The sequence below is a fragment of the Actinospineispora acaciae DSM 45401 genome, assembly GCF_000620785.1.
Lineage (GTDB): Bacteria > Actinomycetota > Actinomycetes > Mycobacteriales > Pseudonocardiaceae > Pseudonocardia > Pseudonocardia acaciae.
On record NZ_JIAI01000008.1, the window covers coordinates 199711 to 223956 of the forward strand.

The 24246-nt window shown below is 71.4% G+C and carries 25 protein-coding genes; 11 read left to right on the plus strand and 14 right to left on the minus strand.

What is annotated here, in order from left to right; genetic code table 11:
- Positions 1-105: 105 nt before the first annotated feature.
- The 4 genes from lysS (at position 106) to N912_RS0131115 (ending at position 5720) form a co-directional block, all read left to right on the plus strand.
- Positions 106-1560 carry a lysine--tRNA ligase gene (gene lysS, locus N912_RS0131100; RefSeq protein ID WP_245645560.1) on the plus strand — a complete coding sequence of 485 codons (1455 nt, stop codon included), beginning with the start codon at positions 106-108 and terminating at the stop codon, positions 1558-1560.
- Between the two features lie 134 nt (positions 1561-1694).
- Positions 1695-2045 (plus strand): histone-like nucleoid-structuring protein Lsr2, encoded by a 351-nt coding sequence (locus N912_RS0131105; RefSeq protein WP_028925467.1) that lies wholly within the window; start codon positions 1695-1697, stop codon positions 2043-2045.
- 332 nt (positions 2046-2377) lie between these two features.
- Positions 2378-4909, plus strand: coding sequence for an ATP-dependent Clp protease ATP-binding subunit (locus N912_RS0131110; protein ID WP_028925468.1), 2532 nt, complete (start codon positions 2378-2380; stop codon positions 4907-4909).
- A 271-nt stretch (positions 4910-5180) separates the two neighbouring features.
- Entirely contained in the window at positions 5181-5720 is a 540-nt protein-coding gene (locus tag N912_RS0131115) for a hypothetical protein (RefSeq protein ID WP_156994165.1), read from the plus strand.
- On the opposite strand, the gene N912_RS0131120 is transcribed toward N912_RS0131115, so the two are convergent.
- On the minus strand, positions 5710-6009 hold the full coding sequence (locus N912_RS0131120) for an antibiotic biosynthesis monooxygenase family protein (RefSeq protein WP_028925470.1): 300 nt from the start codon (positions 6007-6009) through the stop codon (positions 5710-5712). The two genes, N912_RS0131115 and N912_RS0131120, sit on opposite strands and share 11 nt — an antisense overlap.
- A gap of 46 nt (positions 6010-6055) precedes the next feature.
- Between N912_RS0131120 and N912_RS0131125 the strand changes: the two genes are divergently transcribed.
- Entirely contained in the window at positions 6056-6883 is an 828-nt protein-coding gene (locus tag N912_RS0131125; RefSeq protein WP_051581051.1) for an alpha/beta fold hydrolase, read from the plus strand.
- Here N912_RS0131125 and N912_RS0131130 read toward each other — a convergent pair.
- Complete coding sequence (locus N912_RS0131130; protein ID WP_028925472.1) at positions 6867-7370, minus strand: hypothetical protein; 504 nt, start codon at positions 7368-7370, stop codon at positions 6867-6869. The genes N912_RS0131125 and N912_RS0131130 overlap by 17 nt on opposite strands.
- A gap of 54 nt (positions 7371-7424) precedes the next feature.
- Entirely contained in the window at positions 7425-7622 is a 198-nt protein-coding gene (locus N912_RS0131135; RefSeq protein WP_245645526.1) for a DUF397 domain-containing protein, read from the minus strand.
- Between the two features lie 106 nt (positions 7623-7728).
- Between N912_RS0131135 and N912_RS60855 the strand changes: the two genes are divergently transcribed.
- Complete coding sequence (locus N912_RS60855) at positions 7729-8397, plus strand: hypothetical protein (protein WP_211261455.1); 669 nt, start codon at positions 7729-7731, stop codon at positions 8395-8397.
- On the opposite strand, the gene N912_RS0131145 is transcribed toward N912_RS60855, so the two are convergent.
- The 10 genes from N912_RS0131145 to N912_RS0131190 form a co-directional block, all read right to left on the minus strand.
- A complete protein-coding gene (locus tag N912_RS0131145; protein WP_028925474.1) occupies positions 8394-8960 on the minus strand; it encodes a hypothetical protein in 567 nt (188 codons plus the stop codon). The two genes, N912_RS60855 and N912_RS0131145, sit on opposite strands and share 4 nt — an antisense overlap.
- 103 nt (positions 8961-9063) lie before the next feature.
- Positions 9064-10020, minus strand: a complete 957-nt coding sequence (locus tag N912_RS0131150; RefSeq protein WP_028925475.1) for an ROK family glucokinase — start codon at positions 10018-10020, stop codon at positions 9064-9066.
- A 50-nt stretch (positions 10021-10070) separates the two neighbouring features.
- A complete protein-coding gene (locus tag N912_RS0131155) occupies positions 10071-11489 on the minus strand; it encodes a sugar porter family MFS transporter (RefSeq protein ID WP_051581053.1) in 1419 nt (472 codons plus the stop codon).
- 127 nt (positions 11490-11616) lie between these two features.
- On the minus strand, positions 11617-12858 hold the full coding sequence (locus N912_RS0131160) for an ROK family transcriptional regulator (protein ID WP_028925477.1): 1242 nt from the start codon (positions 12856-12858) through the stop codon (positions 11617-11619).
- A 74-nt stretch (positions 12859-12932) separates the two neighbouring features.
- Entirely contained in the window at positions 12933-13370 is a 438-nt protein-coding gene (locus N912_RS55825) for a DoxX family protein (RefSeq protein ID WP_064745448.1), read from the minus strand.
- Positions 13371-13560: 190 nt separating this feature from the next.
- Complete coding sequence (locus N912_RS0131170; RefSeq protein WP_028925478.1) at positions 13561-14778, minus strand: cytochrome P450; 1218 nt, start codon at positions 14776-14778, stop codon at positions 13561-13563.
- A gap of 157 nt (positions 14779-14935) precedes the next feature.
- Positions 14936-16162 carry a cytochrome P450 gene (locus N912_RS0131175; RefSeq protein ID WP_028925479.1) on the minus strand — a complete coding sequence of 409 codons (1227 nt, stop codon included), beginning with the start codon at positions 16160-16162 and terminating at the stop codon, positions 14936-14938.
- Positions 16163-16390: 228 nt separating this feature from the next.
- Positions 16391-17740, minus strand: a complete 1350-nt coding sequence (locus tag N912_RS0131180; RefSeq protein ID WP_028925480.1) for a metal-dependent hydrolase family protein — start codon at positions 17738-17740, stop codon at positions 16391-16393.
- Between the two features lie 30 nt (positions 17741-17770).
- Positions 17771-18529, minus strand: coding sequence for an alpha/beta fold hydrolase (locus N912_RS55830; RefSeq protein ID WP_211261459.1), 759 nt, complete (start codon positions 18527-18529; stop codon positions 17771-17773).
- Positions 18530-18531: 2 nt separating this feature from the next.
- The gene (locus N912_RS0131190) at positions 18532-19422 is read right to left on the minus strand and encodes a fumarylacetoacetate hydrolase family protein (RefSeq protein ID WP_028925481.1); all 891 of its coding nucleotides are present in this window, start codon (positions 19420-19422) and stop codon (positions 18532-18534) included.
- 118 nt (positions 19423-19540) lie between these two features.
- Here N912_RS0131190 and N912_RS0131195 point away from each other — a divergent pair, with 118 nt between their 5' ends.
- The 5 genes from N912_RS0131195 to N912_RS60860 all read left to right on the plus strand — a co-directional run bounded on the left by N912_RS0131195 (position 19541) and on the right by N912_RS60860 (position 23529).
- Positions 19541-20206 (plus strand): FadR/GntR family transcriptional regulator, encoded by a 666-nt coding sequence (locus N912_RS0131195; RefSeq protein ID WP_084211367.1) that lies wholly within the window; start codon positions 19541-19543, stop codon positions 20204-20206.
- 79 nt (positions 20207-20285) lie between these two features.
- A complete protein-coding gene (locus tag N912_RS0131200) occupies positions 20286-21326 on the plus strand; it encodes a MerR family transcriptional regulator (protein ID WP_028925483.1) in 1041 nt (346 codons plus the stop codon).
- A gap of 10 nt (positions 21327-21336) precedes the next feature.
- Positions 21337-22080: an MgtC/SapB family protein gene (locus tag N912_RS0131205; RefSeq protein WP_028925484.1), complete on the plus strand. Its 744-nt coding sequence runs from the start codon at positions 21337-21339 to the stop codon at positions 22078-22080.
- 213 nt (positions 22081-22293) lie between these two features.
- Positions 22294-22788, plus strand: a complete 495-nt coding sequence (locus N912_RS55835) for an FCD domain-containing protein (protein WP_051581057.1) — start codon at positions 22294-22296, stop codon at positions 22786-22788.
- 153 nt (positions 22789-22941) lie between these two features.
- The gene (locus tag N912_RS60860) at positions 22942-23529 is read left to right on the plus strand and encodes an FCD domain-containing protein (RefSeq protein WP_051581058.1); all 588 of its coding nucleotides are present in this window, start codon (positions 22942-22944) and stop codon (positions 23527-23529) included.
- Here N912_RS60860 and N912_RS0131220 read toward each other — a convergent pair.
- Positions 23465-24118 carry a TetR/AcrR family transcriptional regulator gene (locus N912_RS0131220; RefSeq protein ID WP_028925485.1) on the minus strand — a complete coding sequence of 218 codons (654 nt, stop codon included), beginning with the start codon at positions 24116-24118 and terminating at the stop codon, positions 23465-23467. The genes N912_RS60860 and N912_RS0131220 overlap by 65 nt on opposite strands.
- Positions 24119-24246: the final 128 nt, after the last annotated feature.

The following is a 24246-nucleotide window of genomic DNA, read 5'->3' on the forward strand; positions in this document are numbered from 1 at the left end:
CGCCGACCGTACGCAACCCTCCTGGCGGTACCGTTACGTGGCGTGACCGACGAGAACGCCGAGCAGAACCGGCCGGCACCCAGCGAAGACGACCTCCCCGAGCAGATGCGGGTGCGCAGGGCCAAGCGGACGGCCATGCTCGACGCGGGCGTCGAGCCGTACCCGGTGGTGCTGCCGATCACCCACTCCCTCCGCGAGGTCCGCGACACCCACCAGGGCCTGCCGTCGGACACCGCGACCGGCGAACGGGTCGGCGTGGCCGGCCGGGTCGTCAACTTGCGCAATACCGGCAAGCTGTGCTTCGCCACATTGCGGTCCGGTGACGGCACGGAGCTGCAGGCAATGGTCAGCCTGGCCAGCGTCGGCGACGAGGAGTTGGCGCGCTGGAAGGCACAAGTCGACCTCGGCGATCACATTTTCGTGCGCGGCGAGGTCATCACCTCGCGCCGGGGGGAACTCTCGGTCCTGGCCGACGAATGGGTGATGGCCGCCAAGACACTGCGCCCGCTGCCGGTCGCGCACAAGGAGCTGTCCGAAGAGACCAGGGTCCGGCAGCGTTATGTCGATCTCATCATGCGGCCGCAAGCGCGCGACACGGTTCGTATGAGAGCGGACGTCATACGAACGATCCGACAGAGCTTGTACAATCAAGGATTCACCGAAGTCGAGACTCCGATGCTGCAGCTGATGCCCGGTGGCGGCACCGCGCGTCCTTTTGTCACCCACTCGAACGCGCTGGACACCGATCTGTACCTGCGGATCGCGCCCGAGCTGTACCTCAAACGGGCGGTCGTCGGGGGCATCGATCGTGTCTTCGAGATCAACCGGAACTTCCGCAACGAGGGCATTGACTCCACGCACTCCCCCGAGTTCGCGATGCTCGAGGCGTACCAGGCATACGGAAGCTACGACACCATGGCCGAACTGACCCAGGGTCTCGTCACTTCCTGTGCCCGTGCGGTGTTCGGTTCCACAGTCGTCCGGCACGTGGACGGTAGCGAACATGAACTTGGCGGGAAGTGGCGGGAGTTGGCGTTCTTCGACGCGGTGTCGGAGGCGGTCGGCACGGAGGTCACCGGGCAGACCCCGATCGCCGAACTGCGCCGGCTCGCGGCCGAGCACCAGGTGCCGATCAAGGACTCCGCCGGGGCCGGCGACATCGCGCTCGAGCTGTTCGAGAAGCTCGCCGAGCACACCCTGATCGAGCCCACATTCGTACGCGACTACCCGATCGACGTACGCCCTCTGACCAGGGAACACAGGGACAATCCGGCGCTGGCCGAGTCATGGGATCTCTATGTCTTCGGCGTCGAGCTGGCCACCGCGTATTCCGAGCTGGTCGATCCGGTGGTACAGCGCGAACGCCTCGAGGCACAGTCCCGGCTCGGTGCCGCCGGCGACGAGGAGGCCATGCGGCTGGACGAGGACTTCCTGCGCGCCCTGGAATATGGAATGCCACCGAGCGGCGGCATGGGAATGGGGATCGACCGACTGCTGATGACCCTGACCGGCCTCGGTATCCGGGAGACCATCCTTTTCCCTCTGGTTCGCCCAGAATGACCAACGCCTCAGCAAGTCGGCTCGACATAGCGATGTAATTGGGTCTAATCTTGCGACCGAGACCCGGCGGCTCCGTGCGGGGGAACCGGCCGAGGCATCTCCTATCGTTGGAAAGCATCTGGAGGGCTGCCAAAGTGGCACAGAAGGTCACGGTTTCGCTGATTGACGACCTGGACGGTGACAAGGCCGACGAGACAGTCGAGTTCGGCCTGGACGGCAAGAGCTACGAGATCGACCTGTCGAGCGGCAATGCCGGCAAGCTGCGCGACGCGCTGGCCGATTACGTGGCGGCGGCCCGGAAGCCCGGCGGCCGGCGGCGCTCCGGCGGCGCCACCGCGGCGGCCGCCGCCGCGACCCGGCGCCCCTCGGTCGACCGGGAACAGAACCAGGCGATCCGGGACTGGGCGCGCAAGCGCGGCATGAAGGTCTCCGACCGAGGCCGCATCCCGGCCGATGTGCTAGAGGCCTACCACCAGGAAAACTGACCGTCCCGGCGCCCAGTTGGCGCCTCGCGGCGTTGTCGGGGCGGGCCGATACAAACCCGGTATCGGCCCGCCCCTCCGCCTTGCGATGCATCCAACTGGATCGCCGGGCCGCCGGTGGAGGCGGCCGAACGGGTGTGTTCGCTGTGGGCGGACGCACCCGTTCGGTGTGTGGAATGCCCGGCCGTGACCGTCCGTTGCAACCGGCGAGGCCACTGGGAACGGTTGCCAGCCGTGCGTACGAAGCGACGAAGCCGGTTCGGCCGATACAGTGGACATACGGTGCCGGTACGCCCGGGAGCGGACCGGCACAGCTCAGCCGTCAGGGAGTGCGAATGTTCGAGAGGTTTACCGACCGCGCGAGGCGGGTGGTCGTCCTGGCCCAGGAGGAGGCCAGGATGCTCAACCACAACTACATCGGCACCGAGCACATCCTGCTGGGCCTGATCCACGAGGGAGAAGGCGTCGCCGCCAAGGCGCTGGAGTCGCTGGGGATCGCCCTCGAGGGGGTCCGGCAGCAGGTCGAGGAGATCATCGGCCAGGGTCAGCAGGCGCCGAGTGGCCACATCCCCTTCACGCCGAGGGCGAAGAAGGTGCTGGAGCTCTCCCTGCGGGAGGCGCTGCAGCTCGGGCACAACTACATCGGCACCGAGCACATCCTGCTCGGCCTCATCCGCGAGGGTGAGGGCGTCGCGGCCCAGGTGCTGGTCAAGCTGGGCGCCGACCTGAACCGGGTGCGCCAGCAGGTGCTGCAGCTGCTGTCCGGCTACCAGGGCAAGGAGCCGGCGGAGGCCAGCGGCGGTCGCGGTGAGGGCACCCCGTCCAGCTCGCTGGTGCTCGACCAGTTCGGCCGCAACCTCACCCAGTCCGCCCGCGAGGGCAAGCTCGACCCGGTGATCGGCCGCTCCAAGGAGATCGAGCGGGTCATGCAGGTGCTCTCCCGGCGCACCAAGAACAACCCGGTGCTGATCGGCGAGCCAGGCGTGGGCAAGACCGCCGTCGTCGAGGGCCTGGCCCAGATGGTGGTCAAGGGCGAGGTGCCCGAGACGCTCAAGGACAAGCAGCTCTACACGCTGGACCTCGGCTCGCTGGTGGCCGGCTCCCGCTACCGGGGTGACTTCGAGGAGCGCCTGAAGAAGGTGCTCAAGGAGATCCGCACCCGGGGCGACATCATCCTGTTCATCGACGAGATCCACACCCTGGTCGGCGCCGGCGCCGCCGAGGGCGCGATCGACGCGGCGAGCATCCTCAAGCCGATGCTGGCCCGAGGCGAGCTGCAGACCATCGGCGCCACCACGCTCGACGAGTACCGCAAGTACGTGGAGAAGGACCCGGCCCTGGAGCGCCGGTTCCAGCCCATCCAGGTGGGCGAGCCGTCGGTGAGCCACACCATCGAGATCCTCAAGGGCCTGCGCGACCGCTACGAGGCGCACCACCGGGTCACCATCACCGACCCGGCGCTGGTCGCGGCCGCCACCCTGGCGGACCGGTACATCAACGACCGCTACCTGCCGGACAAGGCGATCGACCTGATCGACGAGGCCGGCGCCCGGATGCGCATCCGCCGCATGACCGCACCGCCGGACCTGCGCGAGTTCGACGAGAAGATCGCGAACGTGCGCCGGGACAAGGAGTCGGCCATCGACGCGCAGGACTTCGAGCGGGCCGCGCACCTGCGCGACTCGGAGAAGCAGCTGCTCGCGCAGAAGTCCGAGCGGGAGAAGCAGTGGAAGTCCGGCGACCTGGACGTGGTCGCCGAGGTCGACGACGAGCAGATCGCCGAGGTGCTGGCGAACTGGACGGGCATCCCGGTGTTCAAGCTCACCGAGGAGGAGACCACCCGTCTGCTCCGCATGGAGGACGAGCTGCACAAGCGGATCATCGGCCAGGAGGACGCGGTCAAGGCCGTGTCCCAGGCGATCCGCCGCACCCGCGCCGGCCTGAAGGACCCCAAGCGCCCGTCCGGCTCGTTCATCTTCGCCGGCCCGTCCGGTGTGGGTAAGACCGAGCTGTCCAAGGCGCTGGCGAACTTCCTGTTCGGCGAGGACGACGCGCTCATCCAGATCGACATGGGCGAGTTCCACGACCGCTACACCGCCTCCCGGCTGTTCGGTGCCCCTCCGGGCTACGTCGGCTACGAGGAGGGCGGCCAGCTCACCGAGAAGGTGCGCCGCAAGCCGTTCTCCGTGGTGCTCTTCGACGAGATCGAGAAGGCGCACCAGGAGGTGTACAACACCCTGTTGCAGGTGCTGGAGGACGGCCGCCTGACCGACGGCCAGGGCCGCACGGTGGACTTCAAGAACACCGTGATCATCTTCACCTCGAACCTGGGCACGCAGGACATCTCCAAGGCGGTCGGCCTGGGCTTCTCGCAGGGCAACGACGCGGAGTCGAACTACGAGCGGATGAAGACCAAGGTCAACGACGAGCTGAAGAAGCACTTCCGCCCGGAGTTCCTCAACCGCATCGACGACATCATCGTGTTCCACCAGCTCACCGAGGCTCAGATCGTCGAGATGGTGGACCTGATGATCACCCGCGTGGAGTCGCAGCTGCGCAACAAGGACATGGCGATCGAGCTCACGCCGAACGCCCGCACCTTGCTCGCCCGCCGCGGCTTCGACCCGGTGCTGGGGGCGCGGCCGCTGCGCCGCACCATCCAGCGCGAGATCGAGGACCAGCTGTCGGAGAAGATCCTGTTCGGCGAGGTGGAGTCCGGCCAGATCGTGGTCATCGACGTCGAGGGCTTCGACCCCGAGGACACCAGCCGCACCGCACAGGACCAGGCCCGGTTCGTCTTCCGTGGCGAGCCGAAGCCCGCGGTCAACGTCCCCGACACCATCCCCGCCGGGGTGGGCGAGGAGTAAACCCGGCTCAGTACCGCGAACGGCCGGCGTCCGTACGGACGCCGGCCGTTCGCACGTCCGCGTGGTCTACGTCACATCTGCCGGGTGTGCCCATCGTGGCGGTGGCCGGGGTGGTCGAGGAGGGCGAACGGTTCCTCGACTCCGGCGAGCGGAGGCCACCATGAGCATCTCACCCGGTCCGTGGCACGCGGGAATCCCTGGCCGGCCGCCGGGGGCGTTCGATGGGCGGCCGGTGCGCCCGGTCGCGCCCGCCTGGGCTCATCGTCCGCCGGTGGCACGTCCGATGCCCACGGTGGTGTGGATCGGGTGCGGGCTGGTCGCGCTCGGCGTGCTGCTCGGGATGTTGTTCGTCGCGCTCGGGGTCGGTTCCATGCGGTCGACCCTGGACGGGTACCAGCGGTTGTCGCTGGTCTCCGGCGGCGGCGTGATCCGGGTCGAGCGGCCGGGTGTCTATCACGTGTTCCACGAGGCGCCCGGGGTGTACCGGGGGAGGTCCGCGCTGGCCGGCACCCGGGCGCTGCTGCTCGGACCGGGCGGGAGCAAGGTGGAGCTGCGGCCGGGCGGCGGCGGGGCCTACGCGCTGGGCGGCCGGGAGGGGCGGGAGGTGGCCACCTTCCAGGCGCCCACGACCGGCCTGTACCGGCTCGCCGTCGATACCTCCAGGCCGGTGCCCGGCGAGCTCGCGGTCACCGACGGCGGCCTCACCGGGCCGCTGATGCTGGTCATGACCGGCGTCTTCGGTGGCCTGCTCACGCTCGGCGCCGGAGTGGCCACCGTGATCGCCGGGATGCGCCGTCGACTCAGTCGTTGAGCTGGACGACCTCGAACTCGAGGAGGGTGGCGCCGGTGGCCACCGGTTTCGCCCGCTCGCCCGCGTGCGCCTCGACGGCCGGCCCGTTGCGCCAGGCCTGGAACGACTCGTCGTCCTCCCAGCGGGTGACCACGTAGTAGCGGTTCTCGCCGCCGACCGGGCGCAGCAGCTCGAACGAGATGAAGCCGGGCTGGTTGTCCACCGCGTGCTTGCGGTGGGCGAAGCGCTTCTCCAGCTCGGGGCCGGCGCCCTCGGGGACCTCGATTGCGTTGATCTTGACTACGGCCATGCGCCTAGGCTACGGCACGCCCCGGCGAGCGGCGTTTAATGTCACGATGCACGTTTCCGACGCCACCGGTCGCGGTGTGGTCACCGTGTCGGACGGGGCGCGCATCGCGGTGCGTGGGTACGGCGGTCAGGGGCCGACGATCCTGCTGCTGCACGGGCTGATGGGCCGGGCAAGCACCTGGTGGCGCACCGCGCGGTGGCTGGCCGACCACGGCCGGGTGATCGCGCCGGACGCGCGCGGGCACGGCGACTCGGTGGCGTCCGGTGGCTGGCGCACCGAGCGGTTCGTGGCCGACGTCGTCGAGCTGATCGAGGCGCTCGGACTCGCGCCGGCGGTGGTGATCGGGCACTCCATGGGCGGGCTGCACGGCTGGGAGCTGGCCGCCGCCCGGCCCGACCTGGTGCGCGCGCTGGTCGTGGAGGACATGGCGGCCGATCACCGGGGGCGCACCGCCGCGCCGTGGGTGTCCTGGTTCGAGGCGATGCCCGAGGTGTTCGAGTCGATCGCGGCCGTGCGCGACGCGTTCGGCTGGCCCCGCCCGAGCGTGGGCGACTACGTCGCGGAGTGCGTCCGGGAGGGGCCGGACGGGTACCGGCTGCTCACCGGGCACGCGCTGGCCGCCCGGATCGCCGGTGAGTGGGGCGAGCGGGACTTCTGGGACGGCGTGCGCGGGGTGCGGTGCCCGGCGCTGCTGTTGGAGGCCGAGGAATCGCCGATCGCGTCCGAGCAGATGGCCGCGATGGCGCGGGCGATGCCGCGGGCCCGTCACGTCCGGGTCCCCGGGACCGGGCACCTGCTGCACGACGACGCCCCGGGCCGCTACCGCGAGCTGGTCACCGGGTTCCTCGCCGAGGTGCTCACCGCAGCGGGGTGACCTCGCCGGTCCTGGTGTTGGTGATGCCGATCGCGGTGACCTTCGCCCGGATCGGCCGCACCGGGTGCATCGACCTGATCGCGTCCGGGATCGCGTCGGCGTCCAGCTCGCGGCTCAGCGCGCAGTGCGGCAGCCAGGACCCCGGCAGGTAGCGGCTGGACGGCTCGCGGACCCGGCCGGCCAGCGCGTCGTGCACGCTGCTGTGGGTGGCCAGCAGCTCGGTGTCGGTCACGGCGGTCAGCACCAGGCGCGGTTCAGCGACCAGGATGGTGCCCAGCACGGCCAGCCAGAGCTCGGGCAGCACCAGCAGGCGCAGGTCCTCGGCGAGCTTGTGGCGGATCTTGGCCGGGATGGCCGCGCCCCTGGCGAACCGCACGGATGGCGCCGAGGACGGCACCGGCACGCCGGCCAGCGCCAGCCGCGCGCGCAACTCCATGATGCTTGCCGCCGATGCGTCGTCCAGGAAGAAGTCAAGCGCCTCGGCCACGGTCGCGAGCCTACGGCGTACCCGGGTTGCCGGGCGCGCTCGTCCGCCGGCCGGCTACGGCTCGATCAGGTCGTCGAACTCGCCGGCCTTGCACCCCTTGAGCCAGGCGCGCCACTCGGCCTTGGTGAACAGCAGGACGATGTCGTCCCCGTCCCTACCCGCGCTGTGGCGTACCGCGATCCGGCCGTCCGGCAGGCCGGCGGTCTCGACGTAGCTGTCGTCGGCGGCCACCGTGCTCTTGCGCCATACCACGCCGGCTAGATCGATATCGTGAACTTCGTGCACAAGCGCCGAGGTTAGTGCTTTGTGATGCTTGAGGCGGAGTACGGTGATCCGCCTCGGCGATCGGAGGATGGCGATGGCGCGGGAGCACAACGGCTACGCGATCAACATGTTGGTCGAACGTGGCGATCCCGTGGAGCTGACCCGGCGAGCGGACAGCGGAGACCGCGACGCGGCGTGCGCGCTGTCCCAGCTGCTGGTCGACCGCGGCGAGATCGACCAGCTCAGGATGCGGGCCGCGAACGGTGATCACTACGCCAAGTTCGCGTGGCTGAGCTGGCTCGTCGAAGGCGGCAACACCGACGAGCTGGCGCGGCTGGCCGACAACGGCGACTATGCGGCCAAGGTCCAGCTGTGCAGCCTGCTGGTCGAGCGCGGCGACCTGGATGCGCTGGCCGCCCGCGCCGACGCCGGCGACAGCCTGGCCCACCGTCGGCTGCTGACCCACCTGGTCGAGCGCGGCGACACCGACACGCTGGCGGCGCGCGTGGAGGCCGGTGACGACAAGGCGGCGGACGCACTGAGCGCGTGCGAGTGCCTGCACAGCGGCGACACCGAGGGCCTGACCCGGCTGGCCGACGGCGGGGGCACCCAGGCGTTGATCGCGCTGGCTCAGCACCTGCTGGCCGAGGGCAACGTCGCCGAGCTGCGCGCCCGCACCGCGCGGGGAGACATGTTCGCGCGAGCCGCGCTCCCCCTCGCCACCGCACGGCTCAGGTTCGCGGAGGCCAGCCCTCGGGCCTAGCTGCCCGGACCGCCGGCGAGCGTGCGTACCAGCCCGAGCAGCTCGGCGAGCGTGGCATCGATCCGGTCGAACCGGGCATCATGCTCGGCCAGCTTCGCACTGTGCTCCGCCAGCTTCGCCCCGTGCTCAGCCAGCATTGCGCCGTGCTCGGCCAGCGTCGCGCCATGCTCAGCCAACGTCGCATCGATCCGATCGAACCGGGCATCGTGCTCGGCGAGGGAGACGCTCTGCTCGGCGAGGACGACACCGTGATGCCCGAGCCTGATGTCGAGGCGGTCGAACCGGGTGTCGTGCTCGGCCTGCTTGCCGGACACCTCAGAGTTGATCTCCATCTGGTCCTGCAGGGTCACGCCGATGAGCGCGCGCACGTCCTCCTGGACCAGGTTGAGCCGGGTGTCGAGGCGTGACATTCGTCGGGACTGTTCACGGCTGAGCGCAAGGAGTCGCGCGATGTCGTCGTGCTGTTCGGTGACGCGGCGTTCGAGGTCCTGGGAGGCCATGCAGATAACGCTATGCAGGGTGCGGTCATTCGTGCGGCCGGTTATCCACAGGCGGCGGTTCATGTGGATAACCCCGCCCGGCGTGCGCTCGTGGTCATTCGACAGCTCCTCACCGCGCTACCCTCGACCAGCGCGATGACGGTACCGCCCCCCGACGCGGCGAGCGTCAGAGGTGGCGGGGTTGGCGGGCCAGGTCGGCGGCGCCCACGATGCCGGCCTCGCCGCCGAGCTCGGCCAGCACGACCCGGGCGGCCGGGCGCTGCCCGCGCCCGGTGAGCCGCTCCCGGAACGCCTGCTCCGCCGGCCCGCGCAGCAGCTCGCCCGCATCGGCCACCCCACCGCCGATCACGAACACCGCCGGGTCCAGGATCGCGGCCAGGTCGGCCATGCCGAAGCCGATCGACCCGGCCACCACCCGGAAGATCTCCAGCGCGGCCGCGTCGCCCTCCTGGGCGGCCTGGGTGACCTCCGGGCCGGTGATCTTCTCCGGTTCGCCGCCGGCCAGCTCCAGCATCCGCGCGGCCAGCGCCGGGGAGATCTGGGCCAGCTCGCGCGCCTCGCGGACCAGCGCCCGGCCGCTGCCGTACATCTCCCAGCAGCCCCGGTTGCCGCAGCCGCAGCGCAGCCCGCCCTCGATCACCACGTTCATGTGCCCGACCTCGGCCGCGATGCCGTACTCGCCGCGCAGCAGCTGCCCGCCGAGCACCACCCCGCCGCCGAGCCCGGTGCCGATGGTGAGCACCACGACGTTGCGTTCCCCGCGCGCCGCGCCGTAGCGCACCTCCGCCCAGGCCGCGCAGTTCGCGTCGTTCTCCACCACCACCGGCAGGTTCAGCCGCTCGGTCATCTCGGTGCCCAGCGGCTCGGCACGCCACGGCAGGTTCGGGGTGAACCGCACCAGCGAGCGGTCCTCGGCGACGAACCCGGGCGCGCCCATGCCGACCGCGTCCACCTGGTGGCGCTCGCGCAGCTTCCAGACCAGCTCGGCGATGGCGTCGTTGACGGTCCCGGCGGTCTTGGCCGGCGTCTCCACCCGCATCTTCTCGATCATGGTGCCGTGGTCGTCCACGACCGCGGCCGCGACCTTCGAACCGCCGATGTCCACGCCGATGACCAGCCCCATGGCCCCTCCCCATCCCGCCCGCGCGCCCCAAGTATGGCCCGAACCTCAGGTCAGGCCATCTCCTCGAGCTCCATGCCCTTGGTCTCCCGCACGAACCGCACGACGAAGATCACCGCGAGCAGGGCGAACAGCGTATACACGCCGTAAGCGAGCCCGAGGCCGGCCTGGGCCAGCGGCGGGAACGTGGTGGAGATGACGAAGTTGGCGACCCACTGGGCGGCCGCCGCGACCGCGAGGGCCAGCGCGCGGATCTTGTTGTTGAACATCTCGCCGAGCATCACCCACACCACCGGCCCCCACGAGCAGCCGAAGAACACCACGTACAGGTTCGCCGCGACCAGCGCGACCGGCGCCGCCCCGCCCAGGTGCGGCACCCCGCCGACCACCGGGGCGGTGCCGAACACGATGGCCATGGTCAGCAGGCACACCGCCTGGCCGGCCGCGCCCACCAGCAGCAGCGGCTTGCGACCGACGCGGTCGACAAGCGCTATCGCGATCAGCGTGGTGAGGATGTTCGTCACCGAGGTGATCACGCTCGTGGTCAGCGCGTCGCGCTCGGTGAAGCCGACGGCCTGCCAGAGCACCGAGGAGTAGTAGAAGATCACGTTGATGCCGGTGAACTGCTGGAACACCGACAGCAGGATGCCGACCCAGACGATCGGCAGCAGCCCGCCGCCGGGCTTGCGCAGCACCGACATGCTCGGCCGCTCGGCCCGGCCGGCCAGGGTGTGGCCGATCTCGGCGATCTTGGCGTCCACGTCGCCGCCGACGAACCGGCGCAGCACGGCGGCCGCGCGGGCCAGCTCGTGGCGGGCTACCAGGAACCGGGGCGACTCCGGGATGGTCAGCGACAGCGTGCCGTAGGCCAGCGCCGGCACCGCCAGCGAGAGGAACATCCACCGCCAGGTCTCCAGCCCGAACCACAGCGGCGCGGTCGCCGAGCCGGACGCCGCGACCAGCGCCCAGTCCACCAGCAGCGAGACGAAGATGCCGACCACGATGGCCATCTGCTGCAGCGAACCGAGCCGCCCGCGCAGCGCGGCCGGGGAGATCTCGGCGATGTACGCCGGCGCGATCACCGACGCCGCGCCCACCCCGGCGCCGCCGACCAGCCGCCAGAACGCCAGGTCGTAGATGCTCACCGCGAACCCGGAGCCGAACGCGCTGACCAGGAACAATGCGGCGGCGATCAGCATCACCTGGATCCGGCCGAGCCGGTCGGCCAGCGCGCCGGCGTTCCAGGCCCCGAGGGCGGCGCCGATCAGCGCGATGGCCACCGCGAGGCCGAGCAGGAACGGGTTGGCGTGGAACTGCTCTCCGACGGCCTTGACCGCGCCGTTGATCACCGCCGTGTCGTAGCCGAACAGGAACCCGCCGAGCGCCGCCGTGGCCGCCACCAGGATGGTCCTCGCCACGTGCGGGCCCGGTTCCTCCAGTTGCCGGGGCGTGCCGTCCGAAGCCGTGGCCATGGTGATCCCCCTTGATCGAGGCCGGCCGGTTGTGTCGCCCAGTGTGTGCCCGTCGGTGTCTTGAAATCAAGAGTTGAACACTAAAGACGTATATGTGGCTTCTAGCATTCGACCGTTCGAGGTCGTGTTACGTCCCGAGCGGTGCCACCGCGGCGTCGGCGGGCTCAGCGGGCTCAGCGGTACGGGCCGCGGCCAGCAGCGCCGAGGACGCCCCGTCGGAGGCGATCACGAGGGCGCCCAACAGCTGTGACCGCGCCCCCAACTCGGCCGTCACCAGCTCGACGGCCTGCGCGGCGCTCGGGATGCCCTGGCGGTGCACGGCCCGCCGCACCGCGTCGGTGACCAGCTCCTCGGCCTGCGCCAGCTCGCCGCCGACGATGATCCGGTCCGGGTTGAACACGTTGCACAGGTTGGCCACGGCAACACCCACGTGGTGCCCCGCGTCTTCGAGCACCCGCCGGCACGCCACATCCCCGGATCGGGCCAGCCGCACCACGTCGGCGATGCTCAGCTCGTCGCCGTGGTGCGGCGCGAGCTGGGCCAACAGCGCGGAGGTGGCCACCATGGTCTCCAGGCAGCCCCGGTTGCCGCACCGGCACAGCGCGCCGAACTCGTTCATGGTGGCGTGCCCGATCTCGCCCGCGGTGCCCACCGAGCCCTGGTACAGCTCGCCCCTGATCACCAGCCCGGCGCCCACCCCGTCGGAGAGCTTGAGATACGCCAGGTTGCGCGCGCCCCGGCCGGCGCCCCAGCGGTCCTCGGCCAGCGCGCCCAGGTTGGCGTCGTTGTCCACCCGGACCGGAACGCCGAGCCGCTCGGCGGCCAGCGCGGCGGCGTCCACGCCCACCCACCCCGGCAGCTGGGACGGGGCCCCGACCTGGCCGGTGCGCACGTCGATCGGCGCCGGCAGCCCCATCCCGGCGCCGACCACCAGCTCGCGCCCGATGCCCAGCGACGCGAGCAGCGCGTCGACCATCCGGTCCACCTCGGCCAGGCCGTCGTGCACCCGGTGGTTCCAGTCCAGCTCGATCCGCTCCAGCCCGAGCACCTCGTAGGCCAGGTCGGCGATCGCCACCGTGAGGTGCCGATGCCCGAAGTCGGCGGCGACCAGCACGCCCGCGCCCCGGGACAGCCGCACCGCCTGCGCCGTCCGCCCGTGGCTGACCGTCGGCGATACCCGCAGCAGCCCGGACGCGGTGAGCTCGCGGACGATGTTGGACACCGTGGACGGCGCCAGGCCGGTGAACCGGGCCAGCTCGGCCTGGGTCATGGTGCCGGCGAACCGCAGCGCCTCCAGCAGCCGCTCCTGGTTCGCCTCCTTGAGCGAGGTGGGCGAGCCGGGGCTGGGCCGCCGCGAGTTGGGCTCCACGCCAAGGATCGTATCCATGAAACGCACACGGCCGGACCTCAAAGGCCCGGCCGTGTGCATCTCGTGACAACTAACTACCGCCGCGCATACCGCCGCACCAGGCCGACCAGCTCGACGGTCCGCCGCCGCCGCGCCCAGGCGATGACCGACACCACGACCAGCGTCCCGACCGGCAGCGCCAGCGCCGCCCCGCCGCCGACGAACACCAGCGACAGCACCACGGCGCCGACCATCAACGCCACCTGAGCCGCCGCCGCCAGCCCGCAAAGCACCGGAACCAACAACGCCACCGCACCCAGCAGCTCCAGCCCGCCGACGACATACATCCCGGCCGTCCCCAGCCCCATCACGTCGAACCCCGCGACCGCCATCGGGTCGGCCGTCAGCTTCGGCACCGACGCGAACACGAACAGCGCCGAGGTCAACACCTGCAACACCCACACCGCGCGGTTCGCCGCCCGCCCCCGCCGCCGCTGCCCCGTCGCCCTCGCGTTGATCGTCACCGTGGTCATGGTTCTCGTCCTCCCGTATCGACCGTCCGTTGCCAACGCGTCGAACGCCGACCCCGCACATCGACACGTCCGCGAAAAACCTCCGCGAGTCCCGCGTCACAGCACATTGAGTCCCGCGTTTCGGCACATCGGCAGCGTGCTGAAACGCGGGACTCGGTGTGCCGTCGGTAGGGACTCGCGGGCGGTTTGGTCAGGTGGTGACGGGCACGGACACCGGGCCTCGGACGTTGATCCGGCCGTTCCAGGTCACGGTGTCGGCCAGCGCGAGCTTCGGGAATCGGCGGACCAGGCGGCCGAGCGCGACCCGGCCCTCCAGTCTGGCCAGCGAGGCGCCGAGGCAATGGTGCGCGCCGCCGCTGCCGAAACACACGTGGGAGCGCGCGTTCGCCCGGTCCAGCCGCAGCGCGTCGGCGTCCGGTCCCCAGAACTCCGGGTCCCGGTTCGCCGAGGCCAGCGCGGCCAGCACGAACGAGCCGGCCGGGATCACCCGGCCACCGACCCGGTACTGCGACAGGGTGATCCGGCGGGACTGGTGCACCGGGCTCTCGTAGCGCAGCACCTCCTCGACGGTGTTGGCGTCCAGGTCGGGGCGGGCGGTCAGAAGCGCGAACTGGTCGGGGTTGCGCAACAGCGCGAGCGTCCCGTTCGCGATCAGATTCACGGTGGTCTCGTGTCCCGCGACGTAGAGGAGCACGACCTGGGCGACCAGCTCCTCGTCGGTGAGGACGTCGCCGTCGTCCTCGGCCTGGATCAGCGCGGTGAGCACGTCGTCACCGGGCGACCGGCGCTTCTCGGTGACCACCTCGTCGATCCGGGCGGACAGCTCGGCGCCGGCCGCCGCGATGGACTGGATCAGCTCGGGGTCGGTGACCTGGTCAAGGCGGCGCACCACCATGGACGCCAGCTCGCGCAGCCTGGTGTGGTCGGTGTCCGGCATGCCGAGCAGCTCGGAGATCACCGTCATCGGCAGCGGGTAGGCCAGCTCCTCGACCACGTCGGCCCGGCCGGTGTCCGCGATCCGGTGTTCCATCCGGTCCAGCGCGGTGTCCACCAGCTCGGTCACCCTGGGTTCCAGCGCGTCGATGGCCCGCTTGGTGAACGCCTTGGTCACCAGCTTGCGCAGCCGGGTGTGGTCGGGCGGGTCCCGGTCCAGCATGGTCGGGGCCACGGCGCGGTACTCGCCGCCGACGGCGTCCTCCCGCAGCCGCCGCAGCGGGGTCGCCCGGGCGTGGCGGTCCTCCACCGAGTGGCGGGAGCGCAGCAGCTCGAACACGTCCGCGTGGCGGGACAGGATCCAGTACCCCAGCGGGTGCTCGTGCACGGGGTCTTTCGCCCGCAGCTCGGCGTAGAACGGATACGGGTCCTCGGCGAACCCCGGCCTGGACGGATCGAACACGTACGCCGTCATCCGGCGCCCCCATGAACTGTGACGCAGCGCACATCACGTTCCTAGACCCGGCGGACATGTGGCGTCAAGGCGCGCGGCCGTCGCCCAAACCGCTCCACTCGCCCTGACAAATTCCCCGACTCACCCTGACAAAATCCCCGACTCGCGGGCGGTTGGGTCAGGCGGTGATGGGTACGGACTCCGGGCCGCGCAGGTTGAGGCGGCCGTTCCAGGTCACGGTGTCGGCGAAGGCGAGCTTGGGGAACCGGCGGACCAGGCGGCCGAGCGCGACCCGGCCCTCCAGCCTGGCCAGCGAGGCGCCGAGGCAGTGGTGCGGGCCGCCGCCGAAGGACAGGTGCGCGCGGGCGTTGGGGCGGTCCAGGTGCAGCTCGGCGGCGTCCGGACCCCAGAAGTCCTCGTCGCGGTTGGCCGAGGCCAGGCCGGCGAGCACGAACGAGCCGGTCGGAATCTCCCGGCCGCCCACAGGGTACGGCGAGAGCGTGATGCGGCGGGACTGCTGGACCGGGCTGTCGTAGCGCAGCAGCTCCTCGACGGCGTTGGCGTCCAGGTCGGGGCGGGCGGTCAGGAGCGCGAACTGGTCGGGGTTGCGCAGCAGCGCGATGGTGCCGTTGGCGATCAGGTTCACGGTGGTCTCGTGGCCGGCGACGTAGAGGAGCAGGACCTGGGCGACCAGCTCCTCGTCGGTGAGCATGTCGCCCTCGTCCTCGGCCTGGATCAGCGCGGTGAGCAGGTCGTCACCGGGGGCGCGGCGCTTGTCGGCGATCACGCCGGCGATCCGCTCGGCCAGCTCCCGGTCGGCCGCCATGATGGCCTGGATCAGCTCGGGGTCGGTCACCGGCTCCAGCGAGCGGACCACGGTGCCGGCCAGCTCGCGCAGCCGGGCATGGTCGGTGTCCGGCATGCCGAGCATCTCGCAGATCACCGTGAACGGCAGCGGGTAGGCCAGCTCCTCGACCACGTCGGCCCGGCCGGTGTCCGCGATCGCGCGCTCCATCCGGTCCAGCGCGGCGTCCACCAGCTCGACCACCAGCGGTTCCAGCGCGTCGATGGCCCGCTTGGTGAACGCCTTGGTCACCAGCTTGCGCAGCCGGGTGTGGTCGGGCGGGTCCCGGTCCAGCATGGACGAGGCCCTGGGGTCGTGATCGCGCGGGCCGGCCGCCTGGGCCTGCAGCTCGCTCAGCGGGCTGGGCGCGACGTTGCGCTCCTCCACCGAGTGCCTGGAGCGCAGCAGGTCGTTCACGTCGGCGTGGCGGGACAGGATCCAAAACCCCAGCGGGTGCTCGTGCACCGGGTCCTTGGCCCGCAGCTCGGCGTAGTGCGGGTACGGGTCGTCGGAGAACCCCGGCTGGAACGGGTTGAACACGTAGCCCTCGTCGACCTGCATCGCGGCTCCCCATCCCTCGACGTACCGTCAGTATGTTCGTAGACCTCCGGAATGTGTGGCGTCAAGGTTTATCGGCACGGCTGGGCGGCCGGCGTTCGCGGCACCAGCGGCCGGGGTCGTCCGCGCGGCCGAACGCGCACGCCCCCCGCCGCTCGCACCGCCTGTTGCACGGCCCGATCAGGTCCCGGCGCTCCGCGGCGAGCGCCTTGAACACGGCCGGGTCAAAGGTCATTCGGCGGCGGCCTCGAACCGGCGTTCCACCTCCGCCCGCAGCCCCGGCGTGGCGGACAGGTCGAATGCGGGGCCGGACGGCAGCGCGTTGTGGTAGATCTTGCCGCCCTTGATCACCGTGACGATCTTGTCCATGTCCTGCATGACGGTGACGTCGGACAGCGGGTCGCCGTCGACCACCACGATGTCGGCGAACTTGCCGGCCTCCAGGGTGCCCACCTTGCCGCCGAAGTCCACCAGCGCGCCGGCGTCGCGGGTCGCGGCGAGCAGCGTCTCGCGCGGGGTGTAGTCGAACAGCTCGACGAAGTTCTGCAGGTCCTTGGCGTAGGTGCCGTGCGGCGTCCAGGCCAGGCCGAAGTCGCCGCCGGGCAGCACCCGCACCCCGGCCGCCTTCATCCGGGCCACACTGTTGATCGTCTCGGCGATCTCCTCCTTGTAGCCCATGGAGTCGAGCACCGAATGCGAGAAGCCCCACTCCGCGCCGTTCGCGTACAGCCCGACCTGCCAGTGGATGGCCGGCGTGACGAAGATCCGGTGCCGCTGCTCGCGCAGCCGGGCCAGCGCCTCGTCGTTGAGGTAGTTGGCGTGCCCGATCACGTCGAAGCCGGCCTCCAGCGCCATGATCACTGCGTCCGCCGAGCGGGCGTGGCTGATCATCCGCAGGTTGCGGCGGTGGCCCTCGTCGGCGGCGGCGGACGCCTCCTCCTGGGTGTAGGACAGCTCGCCGGGCAGGTCGGACTCGATCATGCCCTCGCCGTCCAGGTAGACCTTGACGGTGTCCGCGCCGGACTTGCGGATGGACCGGATGGCCTTGCGCACCTGCCACGGGTCGTCGGCGAGCATGGCCAGCCCGTCCATGCCCAGCTGCAGGTGGTCGGGGTTCCAGTCGATCATGCCGGCGGTGCCGAGCACGTCACGCCCGCAGGCCACGTACCGGGGCCCGGGCACCATGCCGGAGTTGATCGCGTTGCGTACCGAGACGTCCACCGCGTGCAGGGAGCCGAAGCTGTGCGCCGAGGTGTATCCGCAGCGCAGCATGGTGCGCGCGTTGAGCACGGCGTAGATGGTGGTCGTCTCGGCGGTGCAGTTCATGTCCAGGTCCTGAAGGCTGGACGCGTTGAAGTAGGACAGGTGGCTGTGCGCCTCGGTCATGCCGGGCATCACGAACCGCCCGCCGAGGTCGATCCGGGGCACCGACGAGTCGACGTCGTCGAACTGGTCGGCCGAGCCGACGCGGCGGATCTCCTCGCCCTCGACCCAGATCGAGCCGTCCGGGATCTCGTCGTTGCCGGTCCCGTCGAAGATCCGGCCGTGTACCAGGAGCATCGACTCGGCGGTGAGTGACATGGTGGTGGGCTCCTCGCGTTCTGAACGGACTCAGGTGAAGAACTTCAGAAGATCGTCAGTGACCGGCCCGGCCGCCTCCAGCGCCGTCCAGTGCCCGCAGTCGGGATAGACCACGGTCCGCGCGTCGGCCAGCAACCCGGCCAGCTCCGCGCTCGTGGACGGGGTGCCGACGCCGTCGTCGGTGCCGGTGGCCAGCAGCACCGGCACCGAGATCGCGGCGGTGTCCGGCTCGGAAGCGCCGGCCAGCGCCTCGCAGCCGGCCGCGTAGCCCGCCGGGTCCTGGCGCATCAGCAGCTCGCGGATGAACGCGGCCGTCACCGGGTGGTCGCGGCGGGTGGCCGGCGAGGTCGCGTTGGCCACCACCGTGTCCGCCACCGCCGCCATCCCCTCCGCGCGGACCAGCGCGGCCCGGGAGCGCTGCGCGTCCTGGCCGGCGGCCCCAGGGGCGTGCACCGCACCCAGCAGCGCCAACGCAGCGACCCGGTCGGGATACGCCAGCGCGAAGTGCTGCGCGGTGAGCGTGCTCATGGAATGCCCGACCAGCCGGATCTCCTCCAGCCCGAGCGCGTCACACACCCCGGCCAGGTCATGCACGTATGCGTCGATGGAGACAGAGCCGGACAGCCTTGACCGCCCGTGCCCGCGCAGGTCCGGCCGGACCACCGTGAACCGCTCGGCCAGCGCCGGCACCTGCGGCTGGTAGAAGTTCCCGGTACCGCCCAGCCCGTGCACCAGCACCACAGCCGGCCCTTCCCCGGTTACGTCGACAGCCAACTCGGCGCCGTTCACGATCACAGAAGACCCTCCAGGAACTCGTTGCGCAGCGAGCCGATGCCGCTGACGGAGACCTCCACCACGTCCCCGTGCGCCAGGAACCGAGGTGGGTCGAAGCCGATGCCCACGCCGGCCGGCGTGCCGGTGGCGATCAGGTCGCCCGGCCGCAGGGTGATCCCGGCGGACAGGGTGGCGATCAGGTCCGGGATGTCGAAGATCAGGTCGCGCACGGACGCCTTCTGCCGGGGCTCGCCGTTCACCCGGGCGGCCACCTCCAGCGCGTCCAGCTCCACCTCGTCGGCGCTGACCGCGTACGGCCCCATCGGGCAGTGCGTGTCCAGCGACTTGCCGAGGAACCACTGCCGGTGGTCGCGCTGCAGGTCGCGGGCGGTGACGTCGTTGATGACCGTGTAGCCCCAGACGTGCCGCAACGCCTCGGCGCGCGGGATGCCCCGCCCGCCCCGGCCGATGATCGCCACCAGCTCGACCTCGTAGTCCACCTGCCCGGTGATCGACGGGTGCAGCTCGACCGGCGAGTACGGGCCGGTCACCGAGCTGGTCGCCTTGGTGAAGAACACCGGGCGGTCCGGGCGGGCCTCGCTGGCGCTGGCGTCGAAGCCGGAGTCGTTGAACTCCCTGGCGTGCTCGGCGTAGTTCTTGCCGACGCAGAAGATGTTGCGCCGTGGCTCCGGGATCGGCGCGCACAGCGTGACCTGGTCGCGGGCCAGCGCCGGGGAGTCGTCGAGCACGGCGGCCAGCGCCGGCGCGTAGGAGGCCCACGCCTCGATCAGCTCGGTCACCCCGGTGCCGGCGGGCAGCCGGTCGGTGACGTCCCGGATCGTCCCGTCGTCGGGGTGGACCACGCCGACCCTTCGCCGGGTGCCCATCTCGAACGTGGCCAGCCGCATCTGTGCACCAATCTTGACCAATGTGACCAAAGCGTGTGCACTGGACGCTACGCGCTACCAGGTGGTAGGTCACCGGGCGCGAGGCCATTGGTTCGGATTGGTTGTGACGAAAGTGACAATGAGAGTACCGGCCGAGCGGGCGCTGCGTCGCCTGGTGGCCGACGGCGTCACCCACGGCATGCTCGGCCCCGGCGCCCGGCTGCCCACCGAGCGCGAGCTGGTCGAGCAGCTCGGCGCGCCGCGCAGCGCCGTGCGCAGGGCGCTGGACGCGCTGGAGCAGGACGGCCTGGTGGTCAGGCACGTGGGCCGGGGCACCTTCCTGGCCGACCAGCTGCACCCCGCCGAGGTGGCCGCCCCCGCCGACACCAGCCCGGCCGAGATCATGGTCACCCGCCAGGTGCTCGAACCGCAGCTGGCACGGCTGGCCGCCCGCTCGGCCACCCAGGGCGACCTGGAGCGGATCGAGGCCTGCCTGCAGCGCGGTGCCGCCTCGGCGGACGCAGCGGGGTTCGAGGCCTGGGACTCCGTGCTGCACCGGGCGATCGCGCTGGCCACCCACAACGGCCTGCTGGTCACGCTGTTCGACACCATGAACGCGGCGCGCACGCTGCCGGTGTGGGGCAGCCTCAAGCGGCGCTCGTCCACCCCGGAACGCCGCCGCTGCTACCACGCCGACCACACCGCGATCGTGTCCGCGCTGCGCGAGCGGGATGGCGAAGCCGCCGCCGACCGGATGCGCGAGCACCTGGCTCGGGTCTCCGACCACCTGATCGGCCGGCACTGAGCTTGACCTTCCCCATCAGGGAAGCCACAGGGTGGCCCTCGCCGGGCACCGTGTCCGGTGACGAGGAGGATCGGCCGCTATGGGGCTCCTGACGATCGGGGCGTTCGCACGGGCGTCGCGCCTGTCGCCCAAGGCCCTGCGCCGCTACGACGAGCTCGGACTGCTGCGTCCGGCGCACGTCGACCCGCACAACGGGTACCGGCGGTACGCGCCCGAGCAGGTGGAGCACGCCCGGCTGGTGGCCTGGCTGCGCCGGCTGGGCATGCCGCTGGCCCGGATCAAGGTGGTCTGCGCGCTGCCGCCGGCACGGGCCGCCGACGAGGTCGCGGCGTACTGGCGCGAGGTCGAGGCGGACACCGAAGCACGCCGCGAGCTGGCCGAGTTCCTCGTCCACCACCTGTCAGGGAAGGACGAGCCGATGGCCCCCACCCAGCTGACCCTGCGCTACGCCGCAACCACCGACCGAGGCCTGGTCCGCGACCAGAACCAGGACGCCGCCTGGGCCGACCACGGCCTGCTCGCGGTCGCGGACGGCTTCGGCGCGGCCGCGGACACCGCCGACACCGCGATCCGCGCGCTGGCCACCCGCACCTCGGGCTCACCCGGCGCACTGCTGGACGCCCTGCGCGCCGCCGCCCAGGACGCCGCCGACGCGGTCCGCCAGGCCGTGAACGAAGACGAGGCCGGCACCACGCTGACCGCGCTGGCCTGGTCGGACTCCGAGCTGGCCCTGGTCCACGTGGGTGACTCACGGGCCTACCTGCTGCGCGACGGCGAGCTGCTCCAGTTGACCCACGACGACACCCTCGTCCAGCACCTCATCGACGAGGGCAAGCTGACGGCCGAGGAGGCCGAGTCGCACCCGCAGCGCGCGATCCTGGTGCGCGCCCTGCACGGCGCCGCGACCGAACCGCCGGACGTGCGCACCCACCAGGCCCGCCCGGGCGACCGCTACCTGCTCTGCTCGGACGGCCTGCACGGCGTGCTCTCGCCCACGGCCATCCGGGACGCGCTGACCACGCACCGGGAGCCGGACACGGCGGTGCGCGGGCTGGTCGAGCTGGTGCACAGCGCCGGCGCCCCGGACAACGTCGCGTGCGTGGTCGCCGACGTGCTCTAACGTCGGGGGCATGGGGCTCGAGCCGTTCTACTCCACCAACGCGCAGTGGGCGCTGCTGCTGCCGCTGCTGCTCGCGCTGGTGCTGTCCGCGGCGGTCGGGCTGGAGCGCGAGATCGGCGCGAAGAGCGCGGGGCTGCGCACCCACACCCTGGTCGGGGTCGGCGCGGCGGTGTTCATGGAGGTGTCCAAGTACGGCTTCACCGACCTGCTGAGCACCGACCACGTGGCGCTGGACCCGTCCAGGGTGGCCGCGCAGATCGTGTCCGGCATCGGCTTCATCGGCGGCGGGCTGATCTTCGTGCGCAAGGACGCGGTGCGCGGGCTGACCACGGCGGCCACCGTGTGGCTGGTCGCCGGGATCGGGATGGCCTGCGGTGGCGGGCTGCCGGTGCTCGCCGTGGCCGCCACCGTCGGGCACTTCCTGATCACCCGGGGGTTCCCGCCGCTGTCCAGGGCGGTCGGCCGGCTCCGCCGCACCCCGCCCACGCTGCGGCTGACCTACCAGGACGGGCACGGCGTGCTGCGCGCCGTGCTCACCGCGTGCACCGAGCGCGGCTGGGCGGTGCACCGGGTGCTGGTGAACCGGGAGGCCACCGGGGACGCCGGCGAGCGGCTGGCCACGGTGACCCTGCGGCTGGCCGGCAAGGGGTACCTGCACGAGCTGGCCGGCGACCTGGCCGAGCTGCCCGGGGTCCGCTCCGCCGAGGCCGGCGAGTCCGACGACCCGGACGAGACCGACGGACCGGCCGCCTGAACAGACAGACCCCTCCGGGCTACGTCACCGTACGTCGGATGGGCCACAGGGTGGCCGAGTAGTTGACATTCCTGATCGTCGGCGTGAACGATTTCCGACAATAGTGACGGAAATATATGCCAGATTGGCGACGGAGGGAGTATGTATCTGTGGAATGTCGCCGCCGCTAGCCCACACGCCCGTCCAGGGCGGTCGCCCGAACAGGAGACGGCCATGCCCTGGCCCAGCCTGCGGCTCGTCGACGACAACCCGCGGCGGGACTCTCCGCGTCCCGCCGCGCCCGACGACGTCCGCGGCTGGTACCGGTTGCGCCGGCTCATCGAACCGGAGCTGGCCGCCGAGTCGTGCCTGCTGCTCCAGCCCACCCACCTCGACGAGCTGCGCCGGCGCATCCCGGAGTTCGCCGACGACTCCGACAACCTCTACGCCGCGCACCGGGGCTTCCAGATCGAGCTGCTGCGCCCGGCCGCCTCGCGCTGGGACCTGAACGTCCTGCGCCCGCTGTGGGAGAACACCGACAGCCTCGCCCAGGCCGGGTTCGGCCGGCACGGCCGTTCGCCCGACGACGTCACGGCCTGCGTCGCGGGGTGCCACGACCTGCTCGACGCGTACTCGACGCGCAACCCCGCCCTGGCGCGCGCGGCCTGCGTCCGCTACCTGAACCGCGCCGAACGCATCGTCGAGCGGCTGGTCTTACCCACGAACTAGGCCCACGCCCGGGGGTGGTGTTGGCACCCCGGTGCCCGCGTCCCGTATTTTCGACGAGAGTGACGAAAATCGTTGCGTCAAGTTGGGCGGCCGGACGCACGGCTGTAATACGTGCTCACGGCCGCGTGGCCCGGATGGAGTTGGGGGAGCGCCATGCCGAAGCCGGACCTGGTGCTCGTCGCGGGTGGCGCCCGGCGGGTGAGCCCTCGGCACCGCTCGGCCGACGACGTGCTCGGGCTCTACCGGTTACGCCGGATGATCGAGCCGGCGCTGGCCGCCGAGTCCTGCCTGCGCATCCCGTCGCGCGAGCTGGACCGGCTGGAGGCGCACATCCCGTTCTTCGCCTCCGACTCCGAGCAGGTCTACGCCGCGCACCGGGCGTTCCACCTGGAGCTGCTGCGCCCGGCCGCGTCCCGCTGGGACCTGCGGGTGCTGCGCCCGCTCTGGGCCGAGGCCGACGGCCTGGTCCGGGCCGTCTTCGGGCCGGAGGGCCGCACCAGCTGCGACGTCATCCTCACCGCCTGCTCCTGCCGCGCGCTGCTCGCCGGCTACCGCTCCCGCGACCCGAAGACCGCGTACGCGGCCAGCCAGCGCTACCTCGAACACGCCGAGAGCTTCGTGCGGCACATCCTCGCCGGCCGTGACGTCCCGCCGCCGGTGTGCCGGGCCCCGGAGTTCAGCCCAGTCGATCGAGCACGTCCGGCCGTTGCGTCAACAGCCGTTCAAGTCCTCCGATGGTGAACTCGCTGAGCAGGTCGAGCAGCGTGTCGCTGTCCGGCGGCCGGTCCTCCCAGGGCATCATCAGCAGCGTGCTGCTCATGGCCAGGAACAGGGCCACCAGCACGTCGGGGAGCCGGCCCTCCGGCCCGCGCCCGAGCCGGGCCAGCCGGGCGCGCACCGCCTCGGTGTAGGCCTCGGTCAACCGGGCGCGGTACGCGACGAACGCCGGGTTGCGCACCCGTTCGGCCTCCCGGAACAGCGCCACCGCCTCCGGGTGCTGGGCGAAGTAGGTGTGCACCGGCACGTTGCACCTGCGTAACCAGGTCACGTCGTCGATCTCCTGGTCCACCGCGTCCGGGGTGCCGAAGGCCGCCAGCATCTGCGAGCCCATCTCCGCGACCACCGCGTCGAACAGCGCGTTCTTGTCCCCGAACAGCTCGTAGACCGCCTGCCGGGTGACGCCGCCCTCCTGCGCGATCTGCTCGATGGTGGCCGCCAGCAACCCCACCCGCGCGAACACCCGGGCCGCCGCGGCCAGCACGGCGGCGCGCTGCTCGGCCACCGGCATCTTGCGCGGGCGACCCGGCCTGCGCCGGGGTGAAGTCGGCATTCTGCGCCCCTGTCACATGTTCGACGACGACGGCGGAAACGTGTGGTGCCCGGTGATCCAACACCTAATAGATCATTGCCGCAGCCCCGGGCGCGGGTTGTTCCGAAATGCCCCGGGCAGCACCCTGC